Below are 22,250 nucleotides of genomic sequence, written 5' to 3' on the forward strand. Positions count from 1 at the left end.
CCGTCCCCAGGCCCGGTCGGGTGACGCCCGTCCGTCCGTCGAGAGGATCCTCCCCGTGCTTCAACCACGCTCCCGCCGACCCGGGTTGGCCGCCGCTCTGCGCCGGTCCGGGCGCCGCCTGGCCAGTGCGGCCCTGGTGCTGGCCACCGCCGCGCTCGGCTCGGTGGCCGCCACCAGCCCGGCCGCGGCGATGGGCAGCAGCCTCAGCGACTCGTTCCGCAGCATCGACTCGACCCGCCACCCGGACTGGATGTCGCTGGTGCACGGCGACACGTGGCTCGCGGCGATGTCCATCCCGGGCACCCACGACACGATGGCGATCAAGGGTGGCTCCCTGGTGCAGACCCAGGAGGACCACGGCAGCAGCGGCGGCACCCTGGCCGACCAGCTGATGCGCGGTGTCCGGGCGCTGGACATCCGGGTCCGGGTCATCGGCGGCGGCTTCACCATTCACCACGGCGCGTTCTACCAGGACGCGGTCTTCGACGACGTGCTGATCCGGGCCCGGGACTTCCTGAAGGAGCACTCGGGCGAGACGATCCTGATGCGGCTCAAGGGTGAGTGCGAGGGGTCGACCGGCAGCTGCACCGATGACCCGAAGTCGACCACCGACGCGGACCGGCTGCGGATCTTCCAGCAGTACCTCAACAAGCCCGAGTACCGCGACCTGTTCTACGCCCCGTCCGTGCAGCAGGGGCAGCAGACCTCCGTGCCGAGGCTCGGCCAGGTGCGCGGGAAGATCGTGCTGACCGACTTCCGCCTGCCCGGCGGCACGGACTACGGCATGGGCATCAAGGGCTTCGGCGACCACATCGAGGACCACTTCGACCTCAACAGCATCGACAAGAAGTGGCCGTATGTGAAGGGCAACCTCGACAAGGCCGCGGCCGACTCGAGCGGCGAGATGTTCGTGACGTACTCCTCCGCGTCGCACTTCATGGCCCCGGAGCCGGTCGAGTTCGCCGGCGGTCACATCGGCAACACCGGCAACATCGACGTCGAGGGCATCAACCCGCGGCTGATGAAGTACCTGAACAACAACGGCGGCAACGGTGACCACCTCGGCGTCGTCATGATGGACTTCCCCGGCTGGGCGCTGATCGACAACCTCATCTACCGCAACCCGTCCCAGATCTGGTCGAACTTGAAGGGCCCCAAGGGCGAGAACGTCTGCCTGGACGACTACCAGGGCACCTTCAAACCCGGCGCGAAGGTCGACACCTGGGCCTGCAACCAGAGCGCGCCGCAGCAGTGGAGGCTCATCGGCGACACCATCCGGATGGGCAGCGTCAGCCGCCCCGGCGGCGAGCTCTGCCTGGACATCACCGGCGCCGGCACCGGCAACGGCTCGCCGGTCGGGCTCTGGAACTGCCTCCCCGGCGCGCCGAACCAGCAGTGGGTGCTCAACGGCAAGAGCCAGCTCTTCAACCCGGCCTCCGGCCGCTGCCTCGACATCCCCGCCGGCCAGACCGGCGGCCGCCAACTGGACATCTGGGACTGCGTGGGCGGCGCCCAGAACCAGGTCTGGTACCACGCCTGACGTTCCTCGGGCGACGCTCCTCGGAGGACGCTCCTCGGACGTTTCTCGGCGGGCGGCTCTTCGCGCGGTCGAATCCCGGCGAAGCGCCGCCCGCTACCGCCGTCCCGGCGGCCGTGGCGCCAGGGCCGCGACGAGGTCGCCCGCCGTCAGCCGTTCCAGCGCCTCGGGCGCCGCGTCGATCGGGCCCGGGTAGAGCCGGTAGAGCGCGCCGGACAACTTCTCCGGCGCGGGTACGTCCCCGTCGACGAGCGCGACGAACGCCCGCCGCCCGCTGAGCAGTTCGGACAGGTCGCCGGGGCCGTCCGGCTCCCGCAGCCCCCGCAGCCGCGCCGCGAACGCCTCGACGCCCTCCCCGTCCCGCCGCCGCCAGCGCAGTGCGCCGGCATCGCCGTCGCGTCCGCGCACGACGACCTCGTCGGCCGTGGCTGCCGCCCGGGCGCAGGCGACGTCCCACAGGGTGGCGCGGTTCTCCGGGGAGAAGTGGGCGAGGACGTCCCGGCTGAGTGCGCCGACCTCGGCCTGGTGCCGGTACACGCTGTGGAAGCCGCCGTCGGCGCCGGTGTTGAGGTCGGTCCAGGTGTACCGGCGCTCGGCCAGGTCGATGATCATCGGCACGCACACCTTGGCGTCGCCGACCAGGTCGAGCCGCTGCCGGACGGCCCGTGGGTGGAAGTGCCGCCCGCCCGCGGGTGTCGTGCCGAGGTCCATGAACCCGGTGAAGGCATCGGTCAACTGCTCGAAGGCGACGTCGTTGTAGCTGAAGACGATCATCACCGCGTACCGCGACGCGCTCGCCGCCAGCCGTCCGAGGTCCAGGTCGACGAACTCCGTCGCCCCGTCCGGCGGTGGCGCCGAGACGTAGTCGCCCGAGTGCACCGCCTCCCGGTCGCCGTGCACCAGGTTGGTGTAGTCGCAGAGCCCGGTGAACCGCCAGTGCTCGTCGTAGAGCGCCACCGACAGGTCGAGGTCGACCCGCAGGTGCTCCGGCTGCATCCAGTGCAGGAACAGCCGCAACCGCTCGCCGGCCGGCAGGCGCTGGCGGCTGCCGCGCGGCACGCAGACCAGGGTGCGGGCGGCGGCCCGTTCGGCGAAGGGTGCGATCAGGTCGGCCAGGCCCTCGTCGAGCAGCGCGACCTCGTACCGGTCCGCGCCGTCGGCGGAACTCCGCCGCAGCAGCTCGGCTTCGATCAACGCGCAGACGGGGGCGCTGAGTTCGGCGGGCACCACGGTGCCGTGGTCCGTCCGGGCGTGCGCCAGCGACACCGTGCCGCGCGGGAAGTAGAGTCGCCGCTCGCCGGCCTCGCGGGGCCCGCGCAGCCGCCCGTACGCGCCCAGCAGCGGGCCGGGCGCGACCCGGGTGAGCGCCCCGGCGACCGTCTCCAGCAGTTCCTCGGGCAGCGGCGTGCGGGCCGGCGGCGTGCCGGCCGGTTGCGCACCGGGCGACGGCGTTCCGGGCGGTGTCATGGCGGCGTGCACGCGCAGCACGTGGTGCAGCCGGCGGACGAGTTCCCCGGGCCGCTCGGCCAGTACCCGGACGGCCCCCGCCGTGTCCCCGGCCGCCAGTCGGGCTTCGACCCGCCCGGCGAAGCCGGTGAAGCCGAGCCGGGTGCGCTCGCCGACGGTGACCACGCGCAGCGGCGCGGGCGGCTCGGCGAACTCCCGGCCGACGCCGTGCGTGCGCAGGTCGGTTTCGCGCAGCAGCACGAACGCCGCCGTGACCTTGGGGAAGTGCCGCCGGTGCTCGTACGGGTGCAGCAGCTCGCCCGCGCGCAGCCAGGCCGAGCGGTGCCGGGGCAGGTCCTCGGCGAGGGCGGTGGGGTGCAGCCCTTCCAGGATCTCCAGCAGGCCCCGGCGCAGCGGGCGCGGGAGGGAGCGCAGGCGCAGCCGCCGGGCGGTGCCGCGCAGCAGGTCGGGTTCGGCCCCGGACCACGCCCACAGCAGCCGCAGCACGTCGGTGGCGGTGTCGATGCGTTCGGCGAGGACGGGCAGCGCGTCGGCGCCGCCGCGTCGCAGCAGGGCGGCCAGGACGACGGCCTTGGTCTCGCGCAGCGGGATCTGCGCGGGTAGCCGTTGCGGCAGGTCCTCGGGGGCGTGCGCGAGCAGCGCGGCGAGGTCGTCGCGGTCCTGCGGGGAGAGCGGGGTGCGGCGGGCCAGCAGCCGGTGGAACTCGGCCATGGCGGCGGTGAGTTGGTCGGCCGCCAGGAGCCGCAGCGGGCGCAGGGCCTGCTCGCCGCCGAACTCCTCGGCCGCCCGCCGTCCGACCGCGCTGTCCTCGGCGAGGTAGGTGCCGGCGCTCAACGAGGCGCCGCAGAGCGGGCATTGGCCGCCTCGGCCGTCGGCCGCCAGGCCGTCGAAGCAGCCCGCGCAGAGCAGGTGGGCGCAGGGCGCGAGCGCCCCGATGCCGGCCTCGGCGCCGCGCCGGCCGCAGTGCGCGCACGGCTGGCGGGGCTGGTTGAGCAGGAACGCCCGGATCTGGCGGGTGTAGAGGGCGTGCGCGTGGTCGGGCACGGCGTCCGGGAAGCAGCGGAACAGCGGCTGGTGCTCGCGGTCCGCGCCGAGCAGGTGGTCGATCCGGGCGAGCAGCCCGTCGCCCAGCTCGGCCAGTCGGCCGGGTGCCAACCTGGCCAGGGCGGTGCGGAGTTGGGTGGTGAGCAGGTAGCCGCGCCGCGCCAGGTCGGCGTCCAGGGCCACCAGGCCGCGCACGCTCCACGGGTCGGCGGCGGGCAGCAGCTCGCCGGGGGCCACGGCGACGGCGCCGCGCCGGCGGAGCAGGAAGGAACCGAGATCGAGATCGACGTCGACGTCGAAGGGAGCCGCGATGGCTCGGGGCATGCGGAGAGATCCCCCTGGGAAAGGCGGAAAGCGGGAATCGGGCGGAGAGGGGGCGCGCTACGGGTTTTCGAAGGAAGGTGAGAAGGAAGCGCGTCGCGGAGCCGCCCGCGGAGCCACAGTAGCGGAGCCGTCCGCGCGCGCCCACCGGTTTTTCGGGCGGCCGGCGATCGCCGTGCCGGGCTTGGGCGTTTCGCCGGTTCGCCACCCTGCGTGTCTGGTTGGCTACTCGCGCGCGAGGCGAGCGGCGCCTCCGGAGCGAAGAGGGACACCACCATGACGACATCAGAGGACGAGCTCACCAACCCGGCGGGTCGGCTCGGATTTCAGCCCGGCCAGGTCGTCCAGGAGATCGGGTACGACGAGGACGTCGACCACGACCTGCGCGAGGGCATCGAGAGCCTCATCGGCCAGGACCTCGTCGACGAGGAGTACGAGGAGGTGGCCGATGTCGCCCTGCTCTGGTTCCGCGAGGACGACGGTGACCTCACCGACGCCCTGGTCGACGCCGTCGGGCTGCTGTCCGAGGGTGGGGAGATCTGGCTGCTGACCCCCAAGTCCGGCCGGGACGGCTACGTCGAGCCCGGCGACATCACGGACGCGGCTCAGACCACCGGCCTCGCCCAGGCGAAGTCGATCAACGTCGGCGCCGACTGGACAGGCACCCGCCTGATTTCCGGCAGGCGGTAGCGCGCCCCGGAGTGGGAAGTCGGCCCGTCCGACTTCCCACTCCGGCCGGGGCGGTCACCGCTGCGGCACCGCGCAGCCGTCCGGCCCGCAGGCCTCCCCGGCGTCCGTCAGCAGAGGGATCGCCACCCGGCTCTCCCAGGCCTGCTCCAGCACAGCCGTGAAGGTGTCGGACGGCTGGGCGCCCGACACCCCGAGCCGCCGGTCGAAGACGAAGAACGGCACCCCGGTGGCGCCCATCGCGCCCGCCGTCGCCTCGTCCTCGCGGACCGCCTCCGCGTACGCCTCCGGGTCGGCCAGCACGGCGGCGGCCGCCGCGCCGTCCAGGCCCGCCTCGACCGCCAGCTCGACCAGCCGGCCCTCGGCGAAGGCGGAGCGCTCGTCGGCGAAGTTGGCGCGGTACAGCGCGTCCAGCAGCTCCGCCTGCCGGCCGTGCTCCTCGGCGAAGTGCAGCAGGCGGTGCATGTCGAAGGAGTTCGCGGCGTCGCGCCCCTCGCTCAGGTACGGCAGCCCCTCCTCGTGGGCGTTGGCGGCGATCCGCTGCTCGGCCGCCTTGGCCTGCTCCAGGCTGAGCCCGTACTTGGCGGCGATCAGCGGGACGACGGGCCGGGCCTCCCGCGGCGAGCGGGGGTCGAGTTCGAAGGACCGGTGGACCACCTCGACGTCCTCCCGGTGCGGGAAGCCGGCGAGGGCCTTCTCGAACCTCGCCTTGCCGATGTAGCACCACGGGCAGTTGATGTCACTCCAGATCTCGACGCGCACGGCGTTGCTCTCCCTTCCGGTTGGTGGTCCGACTCCCTCCGCAACGCGCATGAGTGCCTCAATATTTCTTGTTGTGAAATATTTAGAGGCAGATCCAGCAGTACAGCTGCTCGCCGGCCGCGCGGGCGCGCCGGGCGAGGGCGATCAGCTCCTCGGCGAGCGGGAGCAGGAACTCGGGGTCGACGCCGCCCAGCTCCTCCGCCCGCGCCCACCGGGCGACGGCCTCCGGCACGAGGTCGTCCGGCACCCCGGCCAGGGCGTCGCGGGTCGCGGTGTCCAGCTCGGTCACCCAGGGGCCGGTCACCCAGGGATCGTCCTCGTCCTCCAGGCCCTCCGGGCCGGGCGGCGCGGTGGTCGGCCAGACCGGGGCGTCCGCGACCAGGTCGACCCGCCACGGCTCGCGCCGGATGGCCGCGACGAGCTGCGCCAGGACGACGTTCGGATCGACGCGCTTGGCCTCGACCCCGTCGAACACCGGATCCCGGCCCCCGACGAGCATCCGGTCGTCCCGCTCCATCGCCCGCACGACCGCCGCCGCGTCGGGCGCCCGGAAGTAGTCGGTCAGCACACCCATCGCCGCTCTCCTCACCTTTCGACATCCCTCGCCACCGTTCGACGTCGACGGGCAGCAGATCAGACGCCACCGACAGGCGGGCGCGTGCCCACCCGCGCGGGAAGTCGGCCCGTCCGACTTCCCGGGCGGGCTCCGAGGCCCGCCCGGAGGGGCGACACGCCATGCGGGTGATCATCTGACCGTCATATCCGCGGGATAGCCTCGTCCGCGCACATCGGCGACCAGGGCGACGGGGGACACGGACACATGGCGCACAGCGACGACGCGGACGAGCGGCTCGCGGCCGAGGGCGAGGTGGCGGTCGCCCGGCTGGCGATCGACTCGGGGGACCTCCCGCACGCCGCCGACCACCTCGCCGACGCCATCCTCGTCGACCCCCAACTCCCCGAGCTGCACGAGGCGCTGGCCGAACTCTGCGCCGCCGCCGGCGGCCCCGTCGCCGCCCGCGAGCTGTTCCCGCTGGAGGGCCAGGTGTACCTGGGCACGGTGGTCTGCCGCGCCCACGTCGAGGCCGCCGCCGGCGACTGGGACGCGGCCGTCGGCATGCTCGCCTCCGCGATCCAGCACGAGCCCGGCAAACCCTGGGCGCACGCCGCCTGGCTCGCCCGCGAGGACCTGCCCGCCCTCGTCGACCCGGACGCCGTCGCCCAGGCGGTCGCCCGCGCCGCCGGTGCCCTGCCCGACCCGCTGCCCGCTGAACCGGCCGCCGCCGTCCGGCCGTTCGACGCCTTCGTGCAGGCCGTCGTGGCCCACCACCCCGACCACCCGCTGCTCCTCGCGATGGCCTCCGGCCTCACCAGACGCCTCGGCACCACCGCCCGCGCCGTCGAACTCGCCGAGCGCGCCCAGGGGTTGGCGCCCGGCTACATGCCGTCCGTGATGCTCGGCAACGCCCTGCGCGCCCACGGCCAGCCGGAACGGGCGCTCGCCGTCTGGGAGGCCGAACTCGCCCGGGTCGAGCCGGCCCACGACAACTCCAGCAGCTACCTGGCCGTCGACGTCGCCGAGTTGTACGGCGCGCTCGGCCGCCCCGCCGACGGCCTGCCCTGGCTGGACCGGGTGCTCGCCACCGAACCCGACCACCCCAAGGCGGCCCCCGCCCGGCACGGCCTGCGGCACGCCGTCGACGGCGACCCGGCCCACCTGCTCGCCCTCGCCGACCACCACCGCGCCCACCCCGACCACGAGTACGCCCTGGACCTGCTGGAGCGGCTGAGCCACCGCGAACCCTGGCTCGGCATGATCTCCGGCGCCACCGAGGCGACCGTCAACGTGCTGCACCAGGTGCTCGCCGCCCCCGGCACCACCCGGGACAGCGAGATCGACTGCAGCGCCTCCGTCGTGGAGCCGCCCAGCTCGCTGCTGGCCGTCCGGCTCGCGCTGCCCCGCGCCACCGTCCGCTACCGCGACGTCCCCGAGCCGGACCTGCGTCTCCCGCTGGACGAGCCGGCCACCGGGTCTGCCGACCGGTCTGCCGGCGGGTCTGCCGGCGGGCCCGCCGGCAGACCCATCACCGGACCCGTCACCCGGATCTGGACCTGGGACGGCACCGACCCGCGCCCGGCCGTCGACCCGCCCGCCCCGGAGAGCGCCGAACTCGTCCGCGCCACCGCCGAGATCGTCTGGCCCGCCGTGCCCGCCGCGTACGACCACGCCGTGCGGCTGGCCGGGCTGCCGCTGGCGGACCTGGTCGGCGTCCTGGTCCACCCGCCGCAGCCGCGCGAGGACGAACTCGGCCGGGCCCTGCTCGCCCACCAGCCCGAACTGTGGGTGCGCGCCGTCCAGGCCTTCGCCTGCCTCGGCGTCGCCCACCACCGCACCGACCAGCCGTGGGAGGGCTCCGAGCGCCGCCGCGTCCTGCTGGACCTGCTGCTCGGGCCGGAGGACTGGGTGGTCGAGGCGGCCGGCTTCGCCCTGGTCGCGATCGGCTGGACGCACCCGGACACCCGCGCCGACATCGCCGCCCAGCTCCGGCGGCGGCTGCACTACAGCGCCCGGGCCCACCGCACCCGGGTGGTGACCGTCCTGCGCTCGCTCTGCGCCCTGGCGCTCGCCGCCCCCTGGCTGCCACCGGCCGACCTCGACCTCGCCCGCCGGCTGATCGAGGAGACCGAGGCGGAGGAGGAGCAGGAACCGACCGAGGACCAGCGCCGGGAGGCCGTCGCGCACGCGAAGTCGCTCGGCGCGGCGCCCGAGCCGGAGGCGGAGCAGAAGCAGCCGCAGCAGCCGCAGCAGCCCGCACCCCGGCCGGGCTTCTTCCGCCGCCTCTTCGGCCGGGGCTGACGGGCCCGGTGCGGGGGTGGGCGGACCGGGCACGGGCGCGGGCCGGGCGTCGGGGCGCGGCCGGTGACCACTGGTCGCATCCCGGGTGAGCGGCGCTGCCGGCGCAGCGGGCCGTCGGCCCGGGGCTGCTACCCGACGCCCGGGAGCGGGTCCTGCTCGACCTCGTGCCGGGCGACCCGCTCCGCCGGGTCGCGGCACTCGGGGCCGAGCCGCAGGATCCGCGACTCCGGGTCGTGCAGCGGGCGGTGACAGCGGCGGCAGGTGACGCGCGGGCGGACGGCCTCCGGGGTGTCGGTGCCGGGCAGTGCATCAGGCCGATCGGTACGGCCGGGGCGGTCGGGGCGGCTGGTCATGGGGGAGACGGTAGCCGGGTGGTGCCGTGACACGATGGCCCCATGGCCACGGACCGCAGCAGCGCAGGAGACCCGGCCCGCACGCTCGCCCTGCTCTGGGGGCTGACCGCCGAGGAGAAGCCCGGCCGGCGCGGCCCGAAGCAGGCGAGGTCGACCGGGGAGATCGCCGCCGTGGCCATCGCGCTGGCCGACGCCGAGGGCGTGGACGCGGTCACCATGCGCCGGGTCGCCCAGGAGCTGGGCCTGTCCCCGATGGCGCTCTACACCTACGTGCCGGGCAAGGCCGAGCTGCTGGACCTGATGCTGGACACCGTCTACGCGACGATGCCCCGCTGCGCGCCCGCCGGCGAGGGCTGGCGCGCCCGGGTGAGCGCCGTGGCGGACGACAACCGGGCCCTGCACCGCGCCCACCCGTGGGTCGCCACCGTCCCCACCAGCCGGCCGCCGCTGGGCCCGGGCCTGATGGCCAAGTACGAGTACGAGCTGCGCGCCTTCGAGGGCACCGGCCTGCCCGACGTCGAGCTGGACGCGGCGCTGACCCACGTCCTCGGCTTCGTGCAGACCTGCGCCCGGATGGCCGCCGACGAGCGCGCCGCCGCGCAGGACAGCGCGCTGACCGACGAGCAGTGGTGGGCCGCCAACGCCGAGCTGCTGGCCCGGGTGTTCGACCCCGCGCGCTACCCGGTGGCCGCCCGGGTCGGCGCCGCCGCCGGCGAGGCGTACGGCGGGGCGTACAGCCCGGACCACGCGTACGCCTTCGGCCTGGCCCGCGTCCTGGACGGGCTGGCCGCGCTCATCGCCGAAGAGGCCTAGGGGCCTGACCTACCGCACTTACCGCGGCCGGGCGTCGTACTCCTCCCGGGCGTCCTGGACGGCGGACATCCGGTCCTGCACCCAGTGGGCCAGCGCGGAGACGTACTCGGCGGCCTCCGACCCGAGCGGGGTGAGGCTGTAGTCGACCCGGGGCGGGATGACCGGGTGGGCCTCGCGCCGGACGAATCCGTCGCGCTCCAGCGTCTGCAGGGTCTGGGCGAGCATCTTCTCGCTGACGCCGGAGACCCGCCGCCGCAGTTCGCTGAACCGGTACCCGCGCTCGCGCAGCGCGACCAGCACCAGCACCCCCCAGCGGCTGGTGACGTGCTCCAGCACGCCCCGGGAGGGGCACATCCGGTCGTAGACGTCGGGCACCCGGTCGAGGAACGACGCGGTCTCCTCCACTGCCATTACCTTCATGTCAGTACCCTACTTCGAAGTGCGTACTATCCAGAAGTTAGTGCCCTCCCTACGGTTGGTGTCGAGGTCAACGAGCCAACACCCGAGGAGCAGGCACATGTACGTCGTCACCGGAGCCACCGGACAGCTCGGCCGACTGGTCGTGGAGGGGCTGCTGGCCGCCGTCCCGGCGGGCGAGATCGCCGTCGTGGTCCGCTCCGCCGCGAAGGCCGAGGCGTGGGCGGAGCGGGGTGTCCGGGTCCACGAGGCCGACTACAACCGGCCCGGGACGCTCGACGGGGTGTTCGCGGCCGGCGACCGGGTGCTGCTGATCTCCGGGAACGAGCTGGGCAGCCGGGTCGCGCAGCACGGTGCGGTGATCGACGCCGCCGCGGCCGCCGGGGTGGCGCTGCTGGCGTACACCAGCGCGCCGGGCGCGGCCACCTTCCGGCTGGCCGACGAGCACAAGGCGACGGAGGAGCTGGTCCGGGCCGCCGGTGTGCCCCACACCCTGCTGCGCAACGGCTGGTACACCGAGAACTACCTGGGTGACGCGGCCGGCACGGTGGAGCGTGGCGTGGTGCTCGGCAGCGCCGGCGAGGGCCGGGTGGCCACCGCCCCGCGCAGGGACTACGCGGACGCCGCGGTGGCGGTCCTGCTCGGCGAGGGCCACGAGAACCGGGTGTACGAGCTGAGCGGCGACGCCGCGTGGAGCCTGCCCGAGCTGGCCGCCGAGCTGTCGCAGGCCTCGGGCCGGCCGGTGGAGCACCGGAACGTGTCGCCGGCGGAGCACCGCGAGGTGCTGGTCGGGGCGGGCGTGCCGGAGGGCTTCGCCGAGGTCTTCGTGGACGTGGACGCCGGTATCGCCCGGGGCGAGCTGGCCGGCACCCCGGGTGACCTGGCCCGGCTGATCGGGCGCCCGACCGTCCCGCTGGCCGAGTCGGTCCGTGCCGCGCTGAAGGCCTGAGCACCCCACCCACAGCCCCTGTCATGACCAAACTCCGGAAACGGAGATGACAGCCTGCCCTCCCGCCCGCTACCGTCGCCTGGACACACGCGCGCGGAGGGCAGGCGGCCATGCCAGAGACAACCCAGCAGAACAGCGGCCGAGGCCTCTGGTACGGCGTCGCCGCCTACGGCATCTGGGGGCTGTTCCCGCTGTTCTGGCCGCTGCTGGAGCCCGGCGCCGCCGACGACATCCTGGCCAACCGGATGGTCTGGTCCCTGGTCGCGGTCGTGCTGCTGCTGGTCGCCCAGCGGCACTGGGGCTGGATACGCCCGCTGCTGCGCCAGCCCCGCCGGCTCGCCATGCTGGCCGGCGCGGCCGCCGTGATCTCGATCAACTGGGGCGTCTACATCTGGGGCGTCAACGCCGGGCACGTCGTCGAGACCAGCCTCGGCTACTTCATCAACCCGCTGGTCACCATCGGCTTCGGCGTCCTGGTGCTCAAGGAGCGGCTGCGCACCGCGCAGTGGGCGGCGGTCGGGGTCGGCGCGGCCGCCGTCGCGGTGCTGACCGTCGCGTACGGGCGGCTGCCGTGGATCGCGCTGACCCTGGCGTTCTCCTTCGCCACGTACGGGCTGCTGAAGAAGAAGGTCGGGCTGAGCGGCCTGGAGAGCCTGGCCGCGGAGAGCGCCTTCATGTTCCCGTTCGCGCTCGCCTACCTGGTGTACCTGGAGATCAGCGGGCGCGGCACCTTCGGGCACACCGTGGCCGGCTCCTACGGCTGGGGGCACTCGGGGCTGCTGATGCTCAGCGGGGTGATCACCGCCGTTCCGCTGCTCTTCTTCGGCGCGGCGGCCGTCCGGGTGCCGCTGACGGTGCTCGGGCTGCTCCAGTACCTGGCGCCGGTGTTCCAGTTCCTGATCGGCGTCGCCGTCTTCCACGAGTCGATGCCGCCCGCCCGCTGGGCCGGCTTCGGGCTGGTCTGGCTGGCGCTCGCGGTGCTCACCTGGGACGCGCTGCGCCAGGTGCGGGCCGACCGCGCGGAGCGGGCCGCGGCCGCGCCGCAGCCCGCCCCCGCACAGGCACTGCTCAAGCGCTGATGTCCCGGCTGGTGAACCGCGACCAGGCCGCCGAGCCGAACACCGCCACGTAGGCCGCCTGGAGGCCGAGGTTCTTCAGCACGCCGTCCCAGTACATCGGTTCGCGCAGCAGGTCGCTCATGCTCAGCCAGTAGTGGGTGAACAGGAACGGCCGGATCGCGTCCAGCTGCGGGAAGCCGTCCAGGATCTGGACGGTGATCACCAGGCCGACGGTGGCGGCCATCGCCGCGATGCCGCTGCCGGTGAGCGTCGAGACGAACAGCCCGATCGCGACCAGCCCGGCCAGCGAGAGCGCCACCACCCCGGCCACCAGGACGGCCCGCACCAGCGCGTCGCCGAGGCCGATGGTGTCCCCGGAGATCAGCGTGACGTCGCCGACCGGGAACAGCAGGGCGCCGGTGGCGAGCGCGGTCACCGCGACCGCCGCCGTCGCGGCCGCGCAGAACGCCAGCCCGGCGGTGAACTTGGCGGCCAGCAGCCTGGTCCGCCCGGCCGGGGCGACCAGCAGGTAGCGCAGCGTCCCGGTGGCCGCCTCGCCCGCCACCGAGTCCCCGGCGACCACGCCGACCGTCATCGGCAGGAAGACCGGCAGCGCCACCGCGAGCGCGGTGAACACCAGGAACAGGCCGTTCTGGGTCAGCTGCGCGATGAAGGCCGGGCCCTCGCCGCCGCGCGGGGCGTCGCCGGTCTCGACCTTGACGATCACCCCGATCAGGATCGGCAGCACCGCCAGGATCGCCAGCAGCACCTTGGTGCGCAGCCGGCGGAAGGTCAGGTGCAGCTCGTTGCGGAACAGCGCCAGGAATCCCGCCGTCGTCTGCGGCCGCCGCCCGGCGCCCGGCAGGGTCTCGCGCCCGGCGCCCGGCAGGGTCTCGCGCTCGGCGCCCGGCAGGGTCTCGCGCTCGGCGCCCGGCAGGGCCTCCCGCCCGGCGCCCGGCACGGTCTCAGCCCGCGACATCGAAGCCCTCCCCGGTCAGCGCCACGAAGGCGTCCTCCAACGTGCCCCGCTCCAGCCCGAAGCCGTGCACCCGCACCCCGGCTTCGACCAGGGCCGCGCACAGCTTCGGCAGCGCCTCCTCGTCGGCGACGGCGAGCTCGCCGTCCACCCGGTCCTCGCCGTGGACGAGGCCGCCGACCCGGTGCGCGGCCAGCACCTCCGCCGCTCGCGCCACGTCGGGGGTGCGGACCACCAGCCGGCCCTGCGCCCGGGCGGCCAGCTCGGCGACGGTGCCCTGCACCACCAGCCGGCCGCGCGACATCACCGCCGCGTGGGTGCAGACCTGCTCGATCTCGTCCAGCAGGTGCGAGGAGAGGAACACCGTGGTGCCCTCGGCGGCGACCTCCCGGACCAGCGCCCGGATCTCGCGCATGCCCTGCGGGTCCAGCCCGTTGGTCGGCTCGTCCAGCACCAGCAGCTCGCGCGGTTGCAGCAGCGCCGAGGCCAGGCCGAGCCGCTGCTTCATGCCGAGCGAGTACGCGCGGGCCTTCTTGCCCGCCGCCGCGCTCAGCCCGACCCGCTCCAGCGCCTCGTCGACGCGGTGGCGCCGGGTGCGCGGGTCGGCGGTCGGGTCGGCGGCGTCGAACCGGACCAGGTTGTCCCGCCCGGTGAGGAAGCCGTACAGCGCCGGGCCCTCGATCAGCGCACCCACCCGGGGCAGCACGCTGGCGACGGACTGCGGCATCGGCTCGCCGAGGACGGTCGCCACACCCGAGGTGGGGGCGATCAGGCCCATCAGCATCCGGATCGTGGTGGTCTTCCCGGAGCCGTTCGGGCCGAGGAAACCGAACACGGAACCGCGCGGCACGGTCAGGTCGAGACCGTCGACGGCGAGCTGGCCGCCCCGGAAACGCTTGCTCAGACCGCGGGTCCGGATGACGGCGTCGGCGTCAGGGCGGGCCGACGGGGCGGGGGCGGCGGCGGGAACGGGAACGGGGGCGGGGCGCGGCTCGGCGCCCCGGCCCCCGGCCGACTCCGTAACGTCCCCCGTTACGGGAGTGCGGGTCATCCGTCAGTTCACCCCGGCCGCGTGCTGGAGCACCGACGGGGTCACCGCGCCGGCGAAGATCCGGCCGTCGTCCGTCAGCAGGACGTTGAACACCTTGGTGCTGACCAGGGTGCCGCCGCCGACCGGCTTGCCGAACGACTTCACCAGCCCCTGCGGGTTCAGGCCGAGCTTCTGGTCGCCGTGCCGGCCGCCCTTGGCGCCCTTGCCGCCCTGGCCGCCGTCCTGCGGGACCTCCACCGGGCCGCTCGGCAGCTTCGCGGAGAACACCGTGGTCCAGCCCTCGCCGATCACGTTGAACCCGTCGTCCGCCCCGAGCCGCTCGGCGCCGAAGCCCTCGCCCCCGGGGGCCTTTTCCCCGGGGGCCTTGTCCGCGGGGCCGAACCCGGTGAGCGGGCCGTCCTCGAAGACGCCGCCCTCGGCGGCCTCCGCCGCCTTCCGCTCCGTCACCTTGGCGCCCTTGGGCACGGTGAACTCGAAGGTCTTCGCGGCCGGCTTGGCGAACGAGACGTCGGTGAAGTGGACGTCCAGCACGGTGCTGCCGTCCGAGGCCTTGACCACCACGGCCAGTGGCACCCCGTTGTCGGCGGCCACCGCGATCCGGACGTCCCCGATCGTCGAACCGGGCTGGGCGGGCTTCACGCTCAGCTGGTACGCCGCCTTCCCGGCCACCTTGGTGGTGCCGGCCACCGTGACCGAGGTGGTGCCCGCGCTCGCGGTGAGGAACTGCCGGGCGGCGTCCTGCGGGGTGGTCGGCACGCCGGTCAGCGGCGCCCCCGGGTGCCGGCCGCCGTGCCTGCCGTCGTGTCCGGCGTCGCGCTGCGCCGCCCCGCCGGTCAGGTGCTCGGCGCTGTTGGTCGAGCTGTCCCACGCCCAGGCCTGGTCGCCGTTGTGGACGATGGTGTAGCCGGACATGTTCTCCAGCAGGTCGAGCCGCTGGTGGTCGGGGCCGTCCACCGCGACCCGCAGCGTCTGGTCGCCGCCGAGCAGACCGAGCAGCTTGCCCTGCGGGTCGGCCGCCGACTCGCGGGCCTTGCCGCCGCCGCCACCGCCGACCGCCGCGCCGAACCCGCCGGCCGCCCCCAGCAGCTGGCCCGGCAGCCCCAGGTCGGTGGAGAAGGAGACCGTGCCCGAGAGGGTCTGCGCCTCGGAGCCGAGCGCCTTGGCCACCACCTGCTCCGCCGTCAGCGCCGGGAGGTCCGGCGGGGAGTCGGCGGCCAGCGCGGGGACCAGCCCGACCCCGGTGGCGATCACCGCCACCACCGCCAGCGGCACCGCGACCCGCACCAGGGTGCGCCGCCGCGAGCGGTACGGCACACCGCCGTCCGGATCGTCCACGCCGCCCCCCGTCACCGTGTCATTGGTCATGGCGTCCTCAACTCCTCTGTGAACACGAGCGATTGGCTGTACCCCTCCATTAGAGGGCCGGACCCGCCCGCCGTCATCGCCCTCCAGGGCCAGATCGGGTTGAACCTGATGGGTACATCGACCCTGAGACGTCCTCAGGGTTGACTCCTCCCGGCGTACGACACCTGGCGTAGGGTCGCGCCATGGACGCAACCGCCATGGACGCACCCGACACCCCGACCGCGAACGCGATGCGCCGTGCCCTGCGCCGTGCCCGCGACGGCGTCGCCCTCGACGTGACCGAGGCCGCCGTGCTGCTCCAGGCCAGGGGAGAGGACCTGCGCGACCTCTGCGCCAGCGCCGCCCGGGTGCGCGACGCCGGGCTCGACGCGGCCGGCCGGCCCGGGGTCATCACCTACTCCAAGAGCGTGTTCATCCCGCTCACCCGGCTGTGCCGCGACAAGTGCCACTACTGCACCTTCGCCACCGTCCCCGGCAAGCTGCGCCGCGCCGGACACGGGATGTTCATGTCCCCGGACGAGGTCCTGGAGGTGGCCCGGCGCGGGGCCGAACTCGGCTGCAAGGAAGCCCTGATCACGCTCGGCGACAAGCCCGAGGACCGCTGGCCCGAGGCCCGCGAGTGGCTGGACGCGCACGGCTACGACGACACCATCGCCTACGTCCGGGCGATGTCGATCCGCATCCTGGAGGAGACCGGCCTGCTGCCGCACCTCAACCCCGGGGTGCTGAGCTGGACGGACTTCCAGCGGCTCAAGCCGGTCTCCGCCTCGATGGGCATGATGCTGGAGACCACCGCCACCCGGCTGTGGAGCGAGCCCGGCGGCCCGCACCACGGCTCCCCGGACAAGGAACCCGCCGTCCGGCTGCGGGTGCTGGAGGACGCCGGGCGCAGCTCCGTCCCGTTCACCAGCGGTCTGCTGATCGGCATCGGCGAGACGTACCAGGAGCGCGCCGAGTCGCTGTTCGCGCTGCGCAAGGTCTCCCGCGCCTACCACGGCATCCAGGAGCTGATCCTGCAGAACTTCCGCGCCAAGCCGGACACGGCGATGCGCGGCATGCCGGACGCCGAACTGGACGAGCTGGTGGCCACCGTGGCGGTGGCCCGGCACCTGCTGGGCCCGTCGGCCTGCCTACAGGCGCCGCCGAACCTGGTGGACGGCGAGTACGAGCGGCTGATCGCCGCCGGCATCGACGACTGGGGCGGCGTCTCCCCGCTCACCCCGGACCACGTCAACCCCGAGCGCCCGTGGCCGCAGATCGAGCGCCTCGCCGAGCGGTCCGCGGCGGCCGGCTTCGAGCTGCGCGAGCGCCTGGCCGTCTACCCCGAGTACGTGCGGCGCGGCGAGCCCTGGCTGGACCCGCGGGTGCTGCCGCACGTGCGGGCCCTCGCCGACCCGCGGACCGGGCTGGCGGACCCGGACGCGGTGGTGCGCGGCCTGCCGTGGCAGGAGCCGGAGGACCTGCCCGCCTCGTACGGGCGCACCGACCTGCACGCGACCATCGACACCGAGGGCCGCACCGGCGACCGCCGGGCCGACTTCGAGGACGTGTACGGCGACTGGGAGGTGCTGCGCGAGCAGGTCCTCGCCAAGGGCGCGCCGGAGCGGCTGGCGGGCGACCTGCGCGAGGCGCTGGCGGTGGCCGCCGACGACCCGACCAGGCTGACCGACGACCAGGCGCTGGCGCTGTTCCACGCGGACGGCCCGGCCCTGGACGCGCTCTGCCGGATCGCCGACGCCGTCCGCCACGACGCCGTCGGCGACGACGTCACCTACTGCGTCACCCGGAACATCAACTTCACCAACGTCTGCTACACCGGCTGCCGGTTCTGCGCGTTCGCCCAGCGCCGCACCGACGCCGACGCCTACACGCTGTCCCTGCAACAGGTCGCCGACCGGGCCGCGCAGGCCTGGGAGGTCGGCGCGACCGAGGTCTGCATGCAGGGCGGAATCCACCCGGACCTGCCGGGCACCGCCTACTTCGACATCGCCCGCGCGGTGAAGGAACGGGTGCCGGGCATCCACGTGCACGCCTTCTCGCCGATGGAGGTGGTCAACGGCGCGACCCGGACGGGGCTCTCGATCCGCGAGTGGCTCCAGGAGGCCAAGGCGGCCGGGCTGGACACCATCCCGGGTACGGCGGCGGAGATCCTGGACGACGAGGTCCGCTGGGTGCTCACCAAGGGCAAGCTGCCGGCCGCCACCTGGGTCGAGGTGGTCACCACCGCGCACGAGCTGGGCATCCGCTCCTCCTCCACCATGATGTACGGGCACGTGGACACCCCGGAGCACTGGCTCGGCCACCTGCGGCTGCTCGCGGACATCCAGCAACGGACCGGCGGCTTCACCGAGTTCGTGACCCTGCCGTTCATCCACACCAACGCCCCGGTCTACCTGGCCGGCATCGCCCGGCCCGGCCCGACCGCCCGGGACAACCGCGCGGTGGTGGCGATGGCCCGGCTGCTGCTGCACCCGCACATCCCCAACATCCAGACCAGCTGGGTCAAGCTGGGCGCGGAGGGCGCGGCCGAGATGCTGCGCTCGGGCGCCAACGACCTGGGCGGCACCCTGATGGAGGAGACCATCTCGCGGATGGCCGGTTCGGCGTACGGCAGTTACAAGTCCGTCCGGGACCTCCAGGCGATCGCCGGGGCGGCGGGCCGTCCGCACCGCCAGCGCACCACGACCTACGGCGAGGTCCCGGCGGAGCGCCGGGCCGCGGCACTGGCCTCGGACGGCCACCTGCCGGAGCTGCTGCCGGTCCTGGACTGAGCGCCTCCGGCACTCGGGGTGGTCGGATGTTCGAGGGATCCCGTCGATGGGCGCGAACCTTCGAATACAGTGCCAGGGCGCGCGCCGGGCCGTGCGTCGCGCCAGAGCCCGCCACCCCGAGGAAAGGCGCCCCGTCGTGATGCCACTGTGGTCACGCGCCCAGCAGCAGGACTTCCGCAGCCGGGTGCGGGGCTGTCTGCTCGGCGGTGCCATCGGCGACGCGCTCGGCGCCGGCGTCGAGTTCGAGTCGCTGGCGGGCATCCGCGCCCAGCACGGCCCGCAGGGCGTCACCGGCTACGTCCCCGCGTACGGGCGCAGCGGCGCGATCACCGACGACACCCAGCTGACCCTGTTCACCGTCGACGGCCTGATCCGCGCCCACATCCGGCGCGACACCGGCAGCTGGCACCCGCCCACCGACCTCCACCTCGCCTACCTGCGCTGGGCCGCCACCCAGCACGACTGGGGCCCGGACGAGCGCCGCCCCGACCTCGGCTGGCTCGGCCGCGAGGAGTGGCTGTACGCCCGGCGCGCCCCCGGCCAGGGCTGCCTGTCCGGCCTGACCGGGCCCGACGGCGAGCGGCTCGGCACCCTGGAGCAGCCCAAGAACCCGCATTCCAAGGGCTGCGGCACGGTGGTCCGGGCGGCGCCGTTCGGGCTGCTCACCAGCTGGGAGCCGGGCCTGGTGTTCCAGCTCGCGGTGGAGTGCTCGGTGCTCACCCACGGCCACCCCACCGGCTACCTGGCGGCGGGCGCGTTCGCGGTGATCGTCCAGAGCGTCGCCCGCGGCGGGACCCTGGAGGAGGGCGTCCACCTGGCGCTGGCCCTGCTCTCCGAGCGGCCGGCGCACGAGGAGACGACCGCGGCGCTGCGGGCCGCGCTGGACGCGGTGCGGGCCGGTGAGCCGTCCGCGGACCGGGTGGAGGCGCTGGGGGAGGGCTGGGTCGCCGAGGAGGCGCTGGCGATCGCGGTCTACTGCGCGCTGGTGGCGCACGACGTCCGGTCGGGCCTGCTGCTGGCCGTCAACCACTCCGGGGACAGCGACTCCACCGCCGCGATCTGCGGGAACCTGCTGGGCGTGCTGCACGGCGACACCGCGCTGCCGCCCGGGCTGCTGGCCGGGCTGGAGGGGCGCGGGGCGATCCTCGAACTCGCCGACGACCTGGTGCTGGAGCTGCTGCACGGCACCGAACTGCACGGCCGGGAAACGCCGGAGGGGATCACCTGGACCGACCGCTACCCGGTGGTGCGCTGAACCTGCCGGATGTCAGGAGCGGGGAAAGCAGTTGCCCGTAGCGGCGGCCGCCGCCGGGAGGGCGACGGACACCGCTACGGGCAACTGTCCCGCGAACGGATCCGGATCAGAGCGAGCCGAAGGCCCCGGCCGCGGCCGCGGACGCGAACGCGTTCCACGCCTCGGCGGAGAAGTGCAGTCGTGGGCCCTCCGGGTCCTTGGAGTCCCGGACCGCCACCGCACCCGCGACCGGCGTGGCGATCTCCACACAGGCGCCGTTACCGCCGCTGTGACTGCTCTTGCGCCAACGCGTGCCGTTCGCGGGTGTGGTGGTCATGGGTGATATCCCTCTTCAATCTCTGCTATCAGCTGGCGGCTCTCCGCCACACCGAGTGCCGCCGCCCTCAGGTGGTCGTAGAGACTGGTATAGCGGCGCACGTCAGCCTCCTTCTCCAGGTAGAGATCGCTCGTCACACCTTCGAAGTAGACAACCGTGGAATCGGCTGACTCCGGGAACTCCAGCAGGGAGAATGTCCCGGTCATACCGGGGTGGGCGCCCTGCGAGAACGGGATCACCTGGATGGTGATGTTCGGGCGCTGGCTCAGCTCCAGCAGGTGCTTGAGCTGGTAGGCCATCACCTCGCGGCCGCCGACCTCGCGGCGCAGCACGGCCTCGTCTATGACGGTCCACAGGCTGCCCAGCTGGTGCTCGCCGTGGATCCGGTCCTGCCGTTTCATCCGGACCTGCACCCTGCGCTGCACAGCGAGCGCGTCGGTGTCCGGCTGGGTGCCCTCCACGACCGCCTGGGCGTACTGCTCGGTCTGCAACAGGCCGGGGACGAAGGACGACTCGTAGGCGCGGATCGAGGAGGCCTCGGCCTCCAGGCCGATGTACACGCTGTACGGGGTCGGCATGTCGTTGAAGTCGTGCCACCAGCCGCGCTGGCGGGACTCCTTGGCCATCTCCATCAGGCTGGCCCGCATCTGTTCGTCGTTCACCTTGTACACGTCGCAGAGGTCGCGGACGTCCCGCTGGCTGATGCTGCGGCGGCCGTTCTCCAGGCGGCTGATCTTCGACTGGGAGACCATCAGCCGGCCGGCCACCTCCTCCGCGGTCATCCCGAGGCCCTCGCGGAGCTTGCGGAGCTCGGAGCCGAGACGTCGGCGGCGCACGGTGGGATTGATGTTCGCGGACACGTCGACCTCCGGCCGGACCTCTGGTGATCGTTGGAACGGCAGTCCTCGGAACACATCGGACATTGGGACCAACCCCCCTGACTCGGAGCAGCATGTCACCTCGGGTCAGGTCGGCGCCGGGGAATGACAGGAGCGCGGTAGAACAGATCATCGGAAAAGCGCTTCTGCGAGACGGCGCAGGCCCCCAGGTGGTAATGCGGCTCAAACGGCTCCTGACCGGTAATGCTGCGACAGGCGCGCCCCGGCGGTGCAGATGCTGGTGGCACATGCGCCGGCAGGGTCGCCGGGTGTCCCCGGGAGGGCCCGGCAGGGCCCCGGGGGGACGGCAGAGGGGCGGTCGCCGGGCGACTTCCGTCGCGGGCGACCGCCCCTCCGTGCTACGGGTGGTGCTGCTGGTGCGGATGGTGCCGGTGTTCCGGTAGTGCGTGGGGTCGTTCGGCGCTCTCAGGGGGCGCGTACCGGCTGGCATGCGCCGCCGGGTGGGTCGTCGGGCGAGTCGGGCGGTTGGCTCGTCTCGCTCGTGTCGTTCGTGTTGCGCGACTTCCCGGGGCGCCGGCCCGGCTCCGTCAGCGGACGCCGACCCGGGAGGCGGCGACCCGCCCACCCGAACCCCGGCCCGCCGCCGCGCGGGCGCCGGAACGCCCGGTGGCAGCCGGCGCCGAGCCCTGGGCGGCGGCACGGTTCTGCTGGGCCGGCAGGCCGTTCTGCACGTCCATCACGGCGTGCGCGACCATCCCGCCCAGCGGGTCGTACCGGATCAGGTCGCGCAGCCGCGACCGCGAGGACCGGCCCTCGTTGCCCGGGTACAGGTGCTTGCCCAGACCCACCGAGTGGGCCAGGGCCGCCAGCGCGGCCGTCCGCGGGTCCGGCGGCACGCCGGTGCGGATCGCGGTGTCGAGCCGCTGCTTGATCGCGGCGTTGGTGCAGTCGTCCGACGCCTGGTACCGGGTCGTCGGCAGCACCCCGCACACCTGGCCCGGCACGGCCGTGACCATGCCGCAGCGCTCCAGGTGCGCCAAGTACGTCTGCCGCAGCCCCAACCGGGGCCCGCCGATCCAGTGCGCCGCGCGGACCGGACTGCCGCGTCGGCGCAGCAGCTCCAGTGCGTGGTCCAGAGTCGGGTCGCCGGTAGGCCGTGCGAGCACCACGGCGATCCGGTCTCCCTCCGGTACGATCCGTCCGGCCAGGGACAGCTCGACGAGCTGGGCCCCGGCAAGTCCGAGGTCGAGGGTCTGCGGCTGCGCAGTGGTACCCGTGGTCGGGTCCAAAGCGAGCAGCAAGAGTTCCTCGGGAACAGTTCTGCGGCTCTTGCCCATCCAAGCCTCCCCGCGTGGATGAGAGACAGGGTGACGCCTCTCACACGGGCTTGTCGAGTACGCCTCCGAATCGTG

At 74.0% G+C, this 22,250-nt stretch carries 19 protein-coding genes; 8 read left to right on the forward strand and 11 right to left on the reverse strand.

Annotated features, from left to right (window positions below; genetic code table 11):
- The first annotated feature begins 55 nt into the window (after nt 1-55).
- On the forward strand, nt 56-1,540 hold the full coding sequence (locus ABTY15_RS22475; protein WP_350596796.1) for a phosphatidylinositol-specific phospholipase C domain-containing protein: 1,485 nt from the start codon (nt 56-58) through the stop codon (nt 1,538-1,540).
- A gap of 93 nt (nt 1,541-1,633) precedes the next feature.
- On the opposite strand, the gene ABTY15_RS22480 is transcribed toward ABTY15_RS22475, so the two are convergent.
- A complete protein-coding gene (locus tag ABTY15_RS22480) occupies nt 1,634-4,372 on the reverse strand; it encodes an MXAN_6230/SCO0854 family RING domain-containing protein (RefSeq protein ID WP_350596801.1) in 2,739 nt (912 codons plus the stop codon).
- Between the two features lie 273 nt (nt 4,373-4,645).
- Between ABTY15_RS22480 and ABTY15_RS22485 the strand changes: the two genes are divergently transcribed.
- Complete coding sequence (locus ABTY15_RS22485; protein ID WP_350596803.1) at nt 4,646-5,059, forward strand: DUF3052 domain-containing protein; 414 nt, start codon at nt 4,646-4,648, stop codon at nt 5,057-5,059.
- Nucleotides 5,060-5,113: 54 nt separating this feature from the next.
- Here ABTY15_RS22485 and ABTY15_RS22490 read toward each other — a convergent pair whose 3' ends face one another.
- Nucleotides 5,114-5,818 carry a DsbA family oxidoreductase gene (locus tag ABTY15_RS22490; protein WP_350596806.1) on the reverse strand — a complete coding sequence of 235 codons (705 nt, stop codon included), beginning with the start codon at nt 5,816-5,818 and terminating at the stop codon, nt 5,114-5,116.
- A gap of 82 nt (nt 5,819-5,900) precedes the next feature.
- Nucleotides 5,901-6,392 (reverse strand): hypothetical protein, encoded by a 492-nt coding sequence (locus ABTY15_RS22495; RefSeq protein WP_350596809.1) that lies wholly within the window; start codon nt 6,390-6,392, stop codon nt 5,901-5,903.
- A 246-nt stretch (nt 6,393-6,638) separates the two neighbouring features.
- Between ABTY15_RS22495 and ABTY15_RS22500 the strand changes: the two genes are divergently transcribed.
- Nucleotides 6,639-8,675, forward strand: a complete 2,037-nt coding sequence (locus tag ABTY15_RS22500) for a tetratricopeptide repeat protein (protein ID WP_350596811.1) — start codon at nt 6,639-6,641, stop codon at nt 8,673-8,675.
- 128 nt (nt 8,676-8,803) lie between these two features.
- Here the strand turns inward: ABTY15_RS22500 and ABTY15_RS22505 are convergent, their stop codons facing one another.
- Nucleotides 8,804-9,028, reverse strand: a complete 225-nt coding sequence (locus ABTY15_RS22505) for a DUF6011 domain-containing protein (protein ID WP_350596815.1) — start codon at nt 9,026-9,028, stop codon at nt 8,804-8,806.
- Between the two features lie 42 nt (nt 9,029-9,070).
- On the opposite strand from ABTY15_RS22505, the gene ABTY15_RS22510 reads away from it, so the two are divergent.
- Nucleotides 9,071-9,841: a TetR/AcrR family transcriptional regulator C-terminal domain-containing protein gene (locus ABTY15_RS22510; protein WP_350596820.1), complete on the forward strand. Its 771-nt coding sequence runs from the start codon at nt 9,071-9,073 to the stop codon at nt 9,839-9,841.
- A gap of 18 nt (nt 9,842-9,859) precedes the next feature.
- On the opposite strand, the gene ABTY15_RS22515 is transcribed toward ABTY15_RS22510, so the two are convergent.
- On the reverse strand, nt 9,860-10,252 hold the full coding sequence (locus tag ABTY15_RS22515) for a winged helix-turn-helix transcriptional regulator (RefSeq protein ID WP_350597000.1): 393 nt from the start codon (nt 10,250-10,252) through the stop codon (nt 9,860-9,862).
- 106 nt (nt 10,253-10,358) lie between these two features.
- On the opposite strand from ABTY15_RS22515, the gene ABTY15_RS22520 reads away from it, so the two are divergent.
- Together ABTY15_RS22520 and rarD are read left to right on the forward strand one after the other, a co-directional pair.
- Nucleotides 10,359-11,207, forward strand: a complete 849-nt coding sequence (locus ABTY15_RS22520) for an SDR family oxidoreductase (RefSeq protein WP_350596822.1) — start codon at nt 10,359-10,361, stop codon at nt 11,205-11,207.
- Between the two features lie 110 nt (nt 11,208-11,317).
- A complete protein-coding gene (gene rarD / locus ABTY15_RS22525; protein ID WP_350596828.1) occupies nt 11,318-12,286 on the forward strand; it encodes an EamA family transporter RarD in 969 nt (322 codons plus the stop codon).
- On the opposite strand, the gene ABTY15_RS22530 is transcribed toward rarD, so the two are convergent.
- The 3 genes from ABTY15_RS22530 to ABTY15_RS22540 are packed head-to-tail and all read right to left on the reverse strand — an operon-like array spanning nt 12,276 to nt 15,657.
- Nucleotides 12,276-13,244 (reverse strand): ABC transporter permease, encoded by a 969-nt coding sequence (locus ABTY15_RS22530; RefSeq protein ID WP_350596833.1) that lies wholly within the window; start codon nt 13,242-13,244, stop codon nt 12,276-12,278. The genes rarD and ABTY15_RS22530 overlap by 11 nt on opposite strands.
- Complete coding sequence (locus ABTY15_RS22535; protein WP_350596836.1) at nt 13,231-14,292, reverse strand: ABC transporter ATP-binding protein; 1,062 nt, start codon at nt 14,290-14,292, stop codon at nt 13,231-13,233. The genes ABTY15_RS22530 and ABTY15_RS22535 overlap by 14 nt, the downstream gene beginning before the upstream one ends.
- Nucleotides 14,293-14,295: 3 nt before the next feature.
- Complete coding sequence (locus ABTY15_RS22540) at nt 14,296-15,657, reverse strand: LolA family protein (RefSeq protein ID WP_350596840.1); 1,362 nt, start codon at nt 15,655-15,657, stop codon at nt 14,296-14,298.
- A gap of 182 nt (nt 15,658-15,839) precedes the next feature.
- On the opposite strand from ABTY15_RS22540, the gene ABTY15_RS22545 reads away from it, so the two are divergent.
- Both ABTY15_RS22545 and ABTY15_RS22550 read left to right on the forward strand, forming a co-directional pair.
- The gene (locus ABTY15_RS22545) at nt 15,840-18,428 is read left to right on the forward strand and encodes a bifunctional FO biosynthesis protein CofGH (RefSeq protein WP_350596844.1); all 2,589 of its coding nucleotides are present in this window, start codon (nt 15,840-15,842) and stop codon (nt 18,426-18,428) included.
- 139 nt (nt 18,429-18,567) lie between these two features.
- Complete coding sequence (locus ABTY15_RS22550) at nt 18,568-19,683, forward strand: ADP-ribosylglycohydrolase family protein (protein ID WP_350596849.1); 1,116 nt, start codon at nt 18,568-18,570, stop codon at nt 19,681-19,683.
- A 106-nt stretch (nt 19,684-19,789) separates the two neighbouring features.
- On the opposite strand, the gene ABTY15_RS22555 is transcribed toward ABTY15_RS22550, so the two are convergent.
- The 3 genes from ABTY15_RS22555 to ABTY15_RS22565 form a co-directional block, all read right to left on the reverse strand.
- Entirely contained in the window at nt 19,790-19,999 is a 210-nt protein-coding gene (locus ABTY15_RS22555) for a DUF397 domain-containing protein (protein WP_350596850.1), read from the reverse strand.
- Nucleotides 19,996-20,859 (reverse strand): helix-turn-helix domain-containing protein, encoded by an 864-nt coding sequence (locus tag ABTY15_RS22560; protein ID WP_350596853.1) that lies wholly within the window; start codon nt 20,857-20,859, stop codon nt 19,996-19,998. The genes ABTY15_RS22555 and ABTY15_RS22560 overlap by 4 nt, the downstream gene beginning before the upstream one ends.
- Nucleotides 20,860-21,425: 566 nt before the next feature.
- Nucleotides 21,426-22,175 carry a GOLPH3/VPS74 family protein gene (locus ABTY15_RS22565; protein WP_350596856.1) on the reverse strand — a complete coding sequence of 250 codons (750 nt, stop codon included), beginning with the start codon at nt 22,173-22,175 and terminating at the stop codon, nt 21,426-21,428.
- Nucleotides 22,176-22,250 lie beyond the last annotated feature (75 nt).

The sequence above is a fragment of the Kitasatospora sp. NPDC097643 genome (genome assembly GCF_040302625.1).
Taxonomy (GTDB): Bacteria; Actinomycetota; Actinomycetes; order Streptomycetales; family Streptomycetaceae; genus Kitasatospora.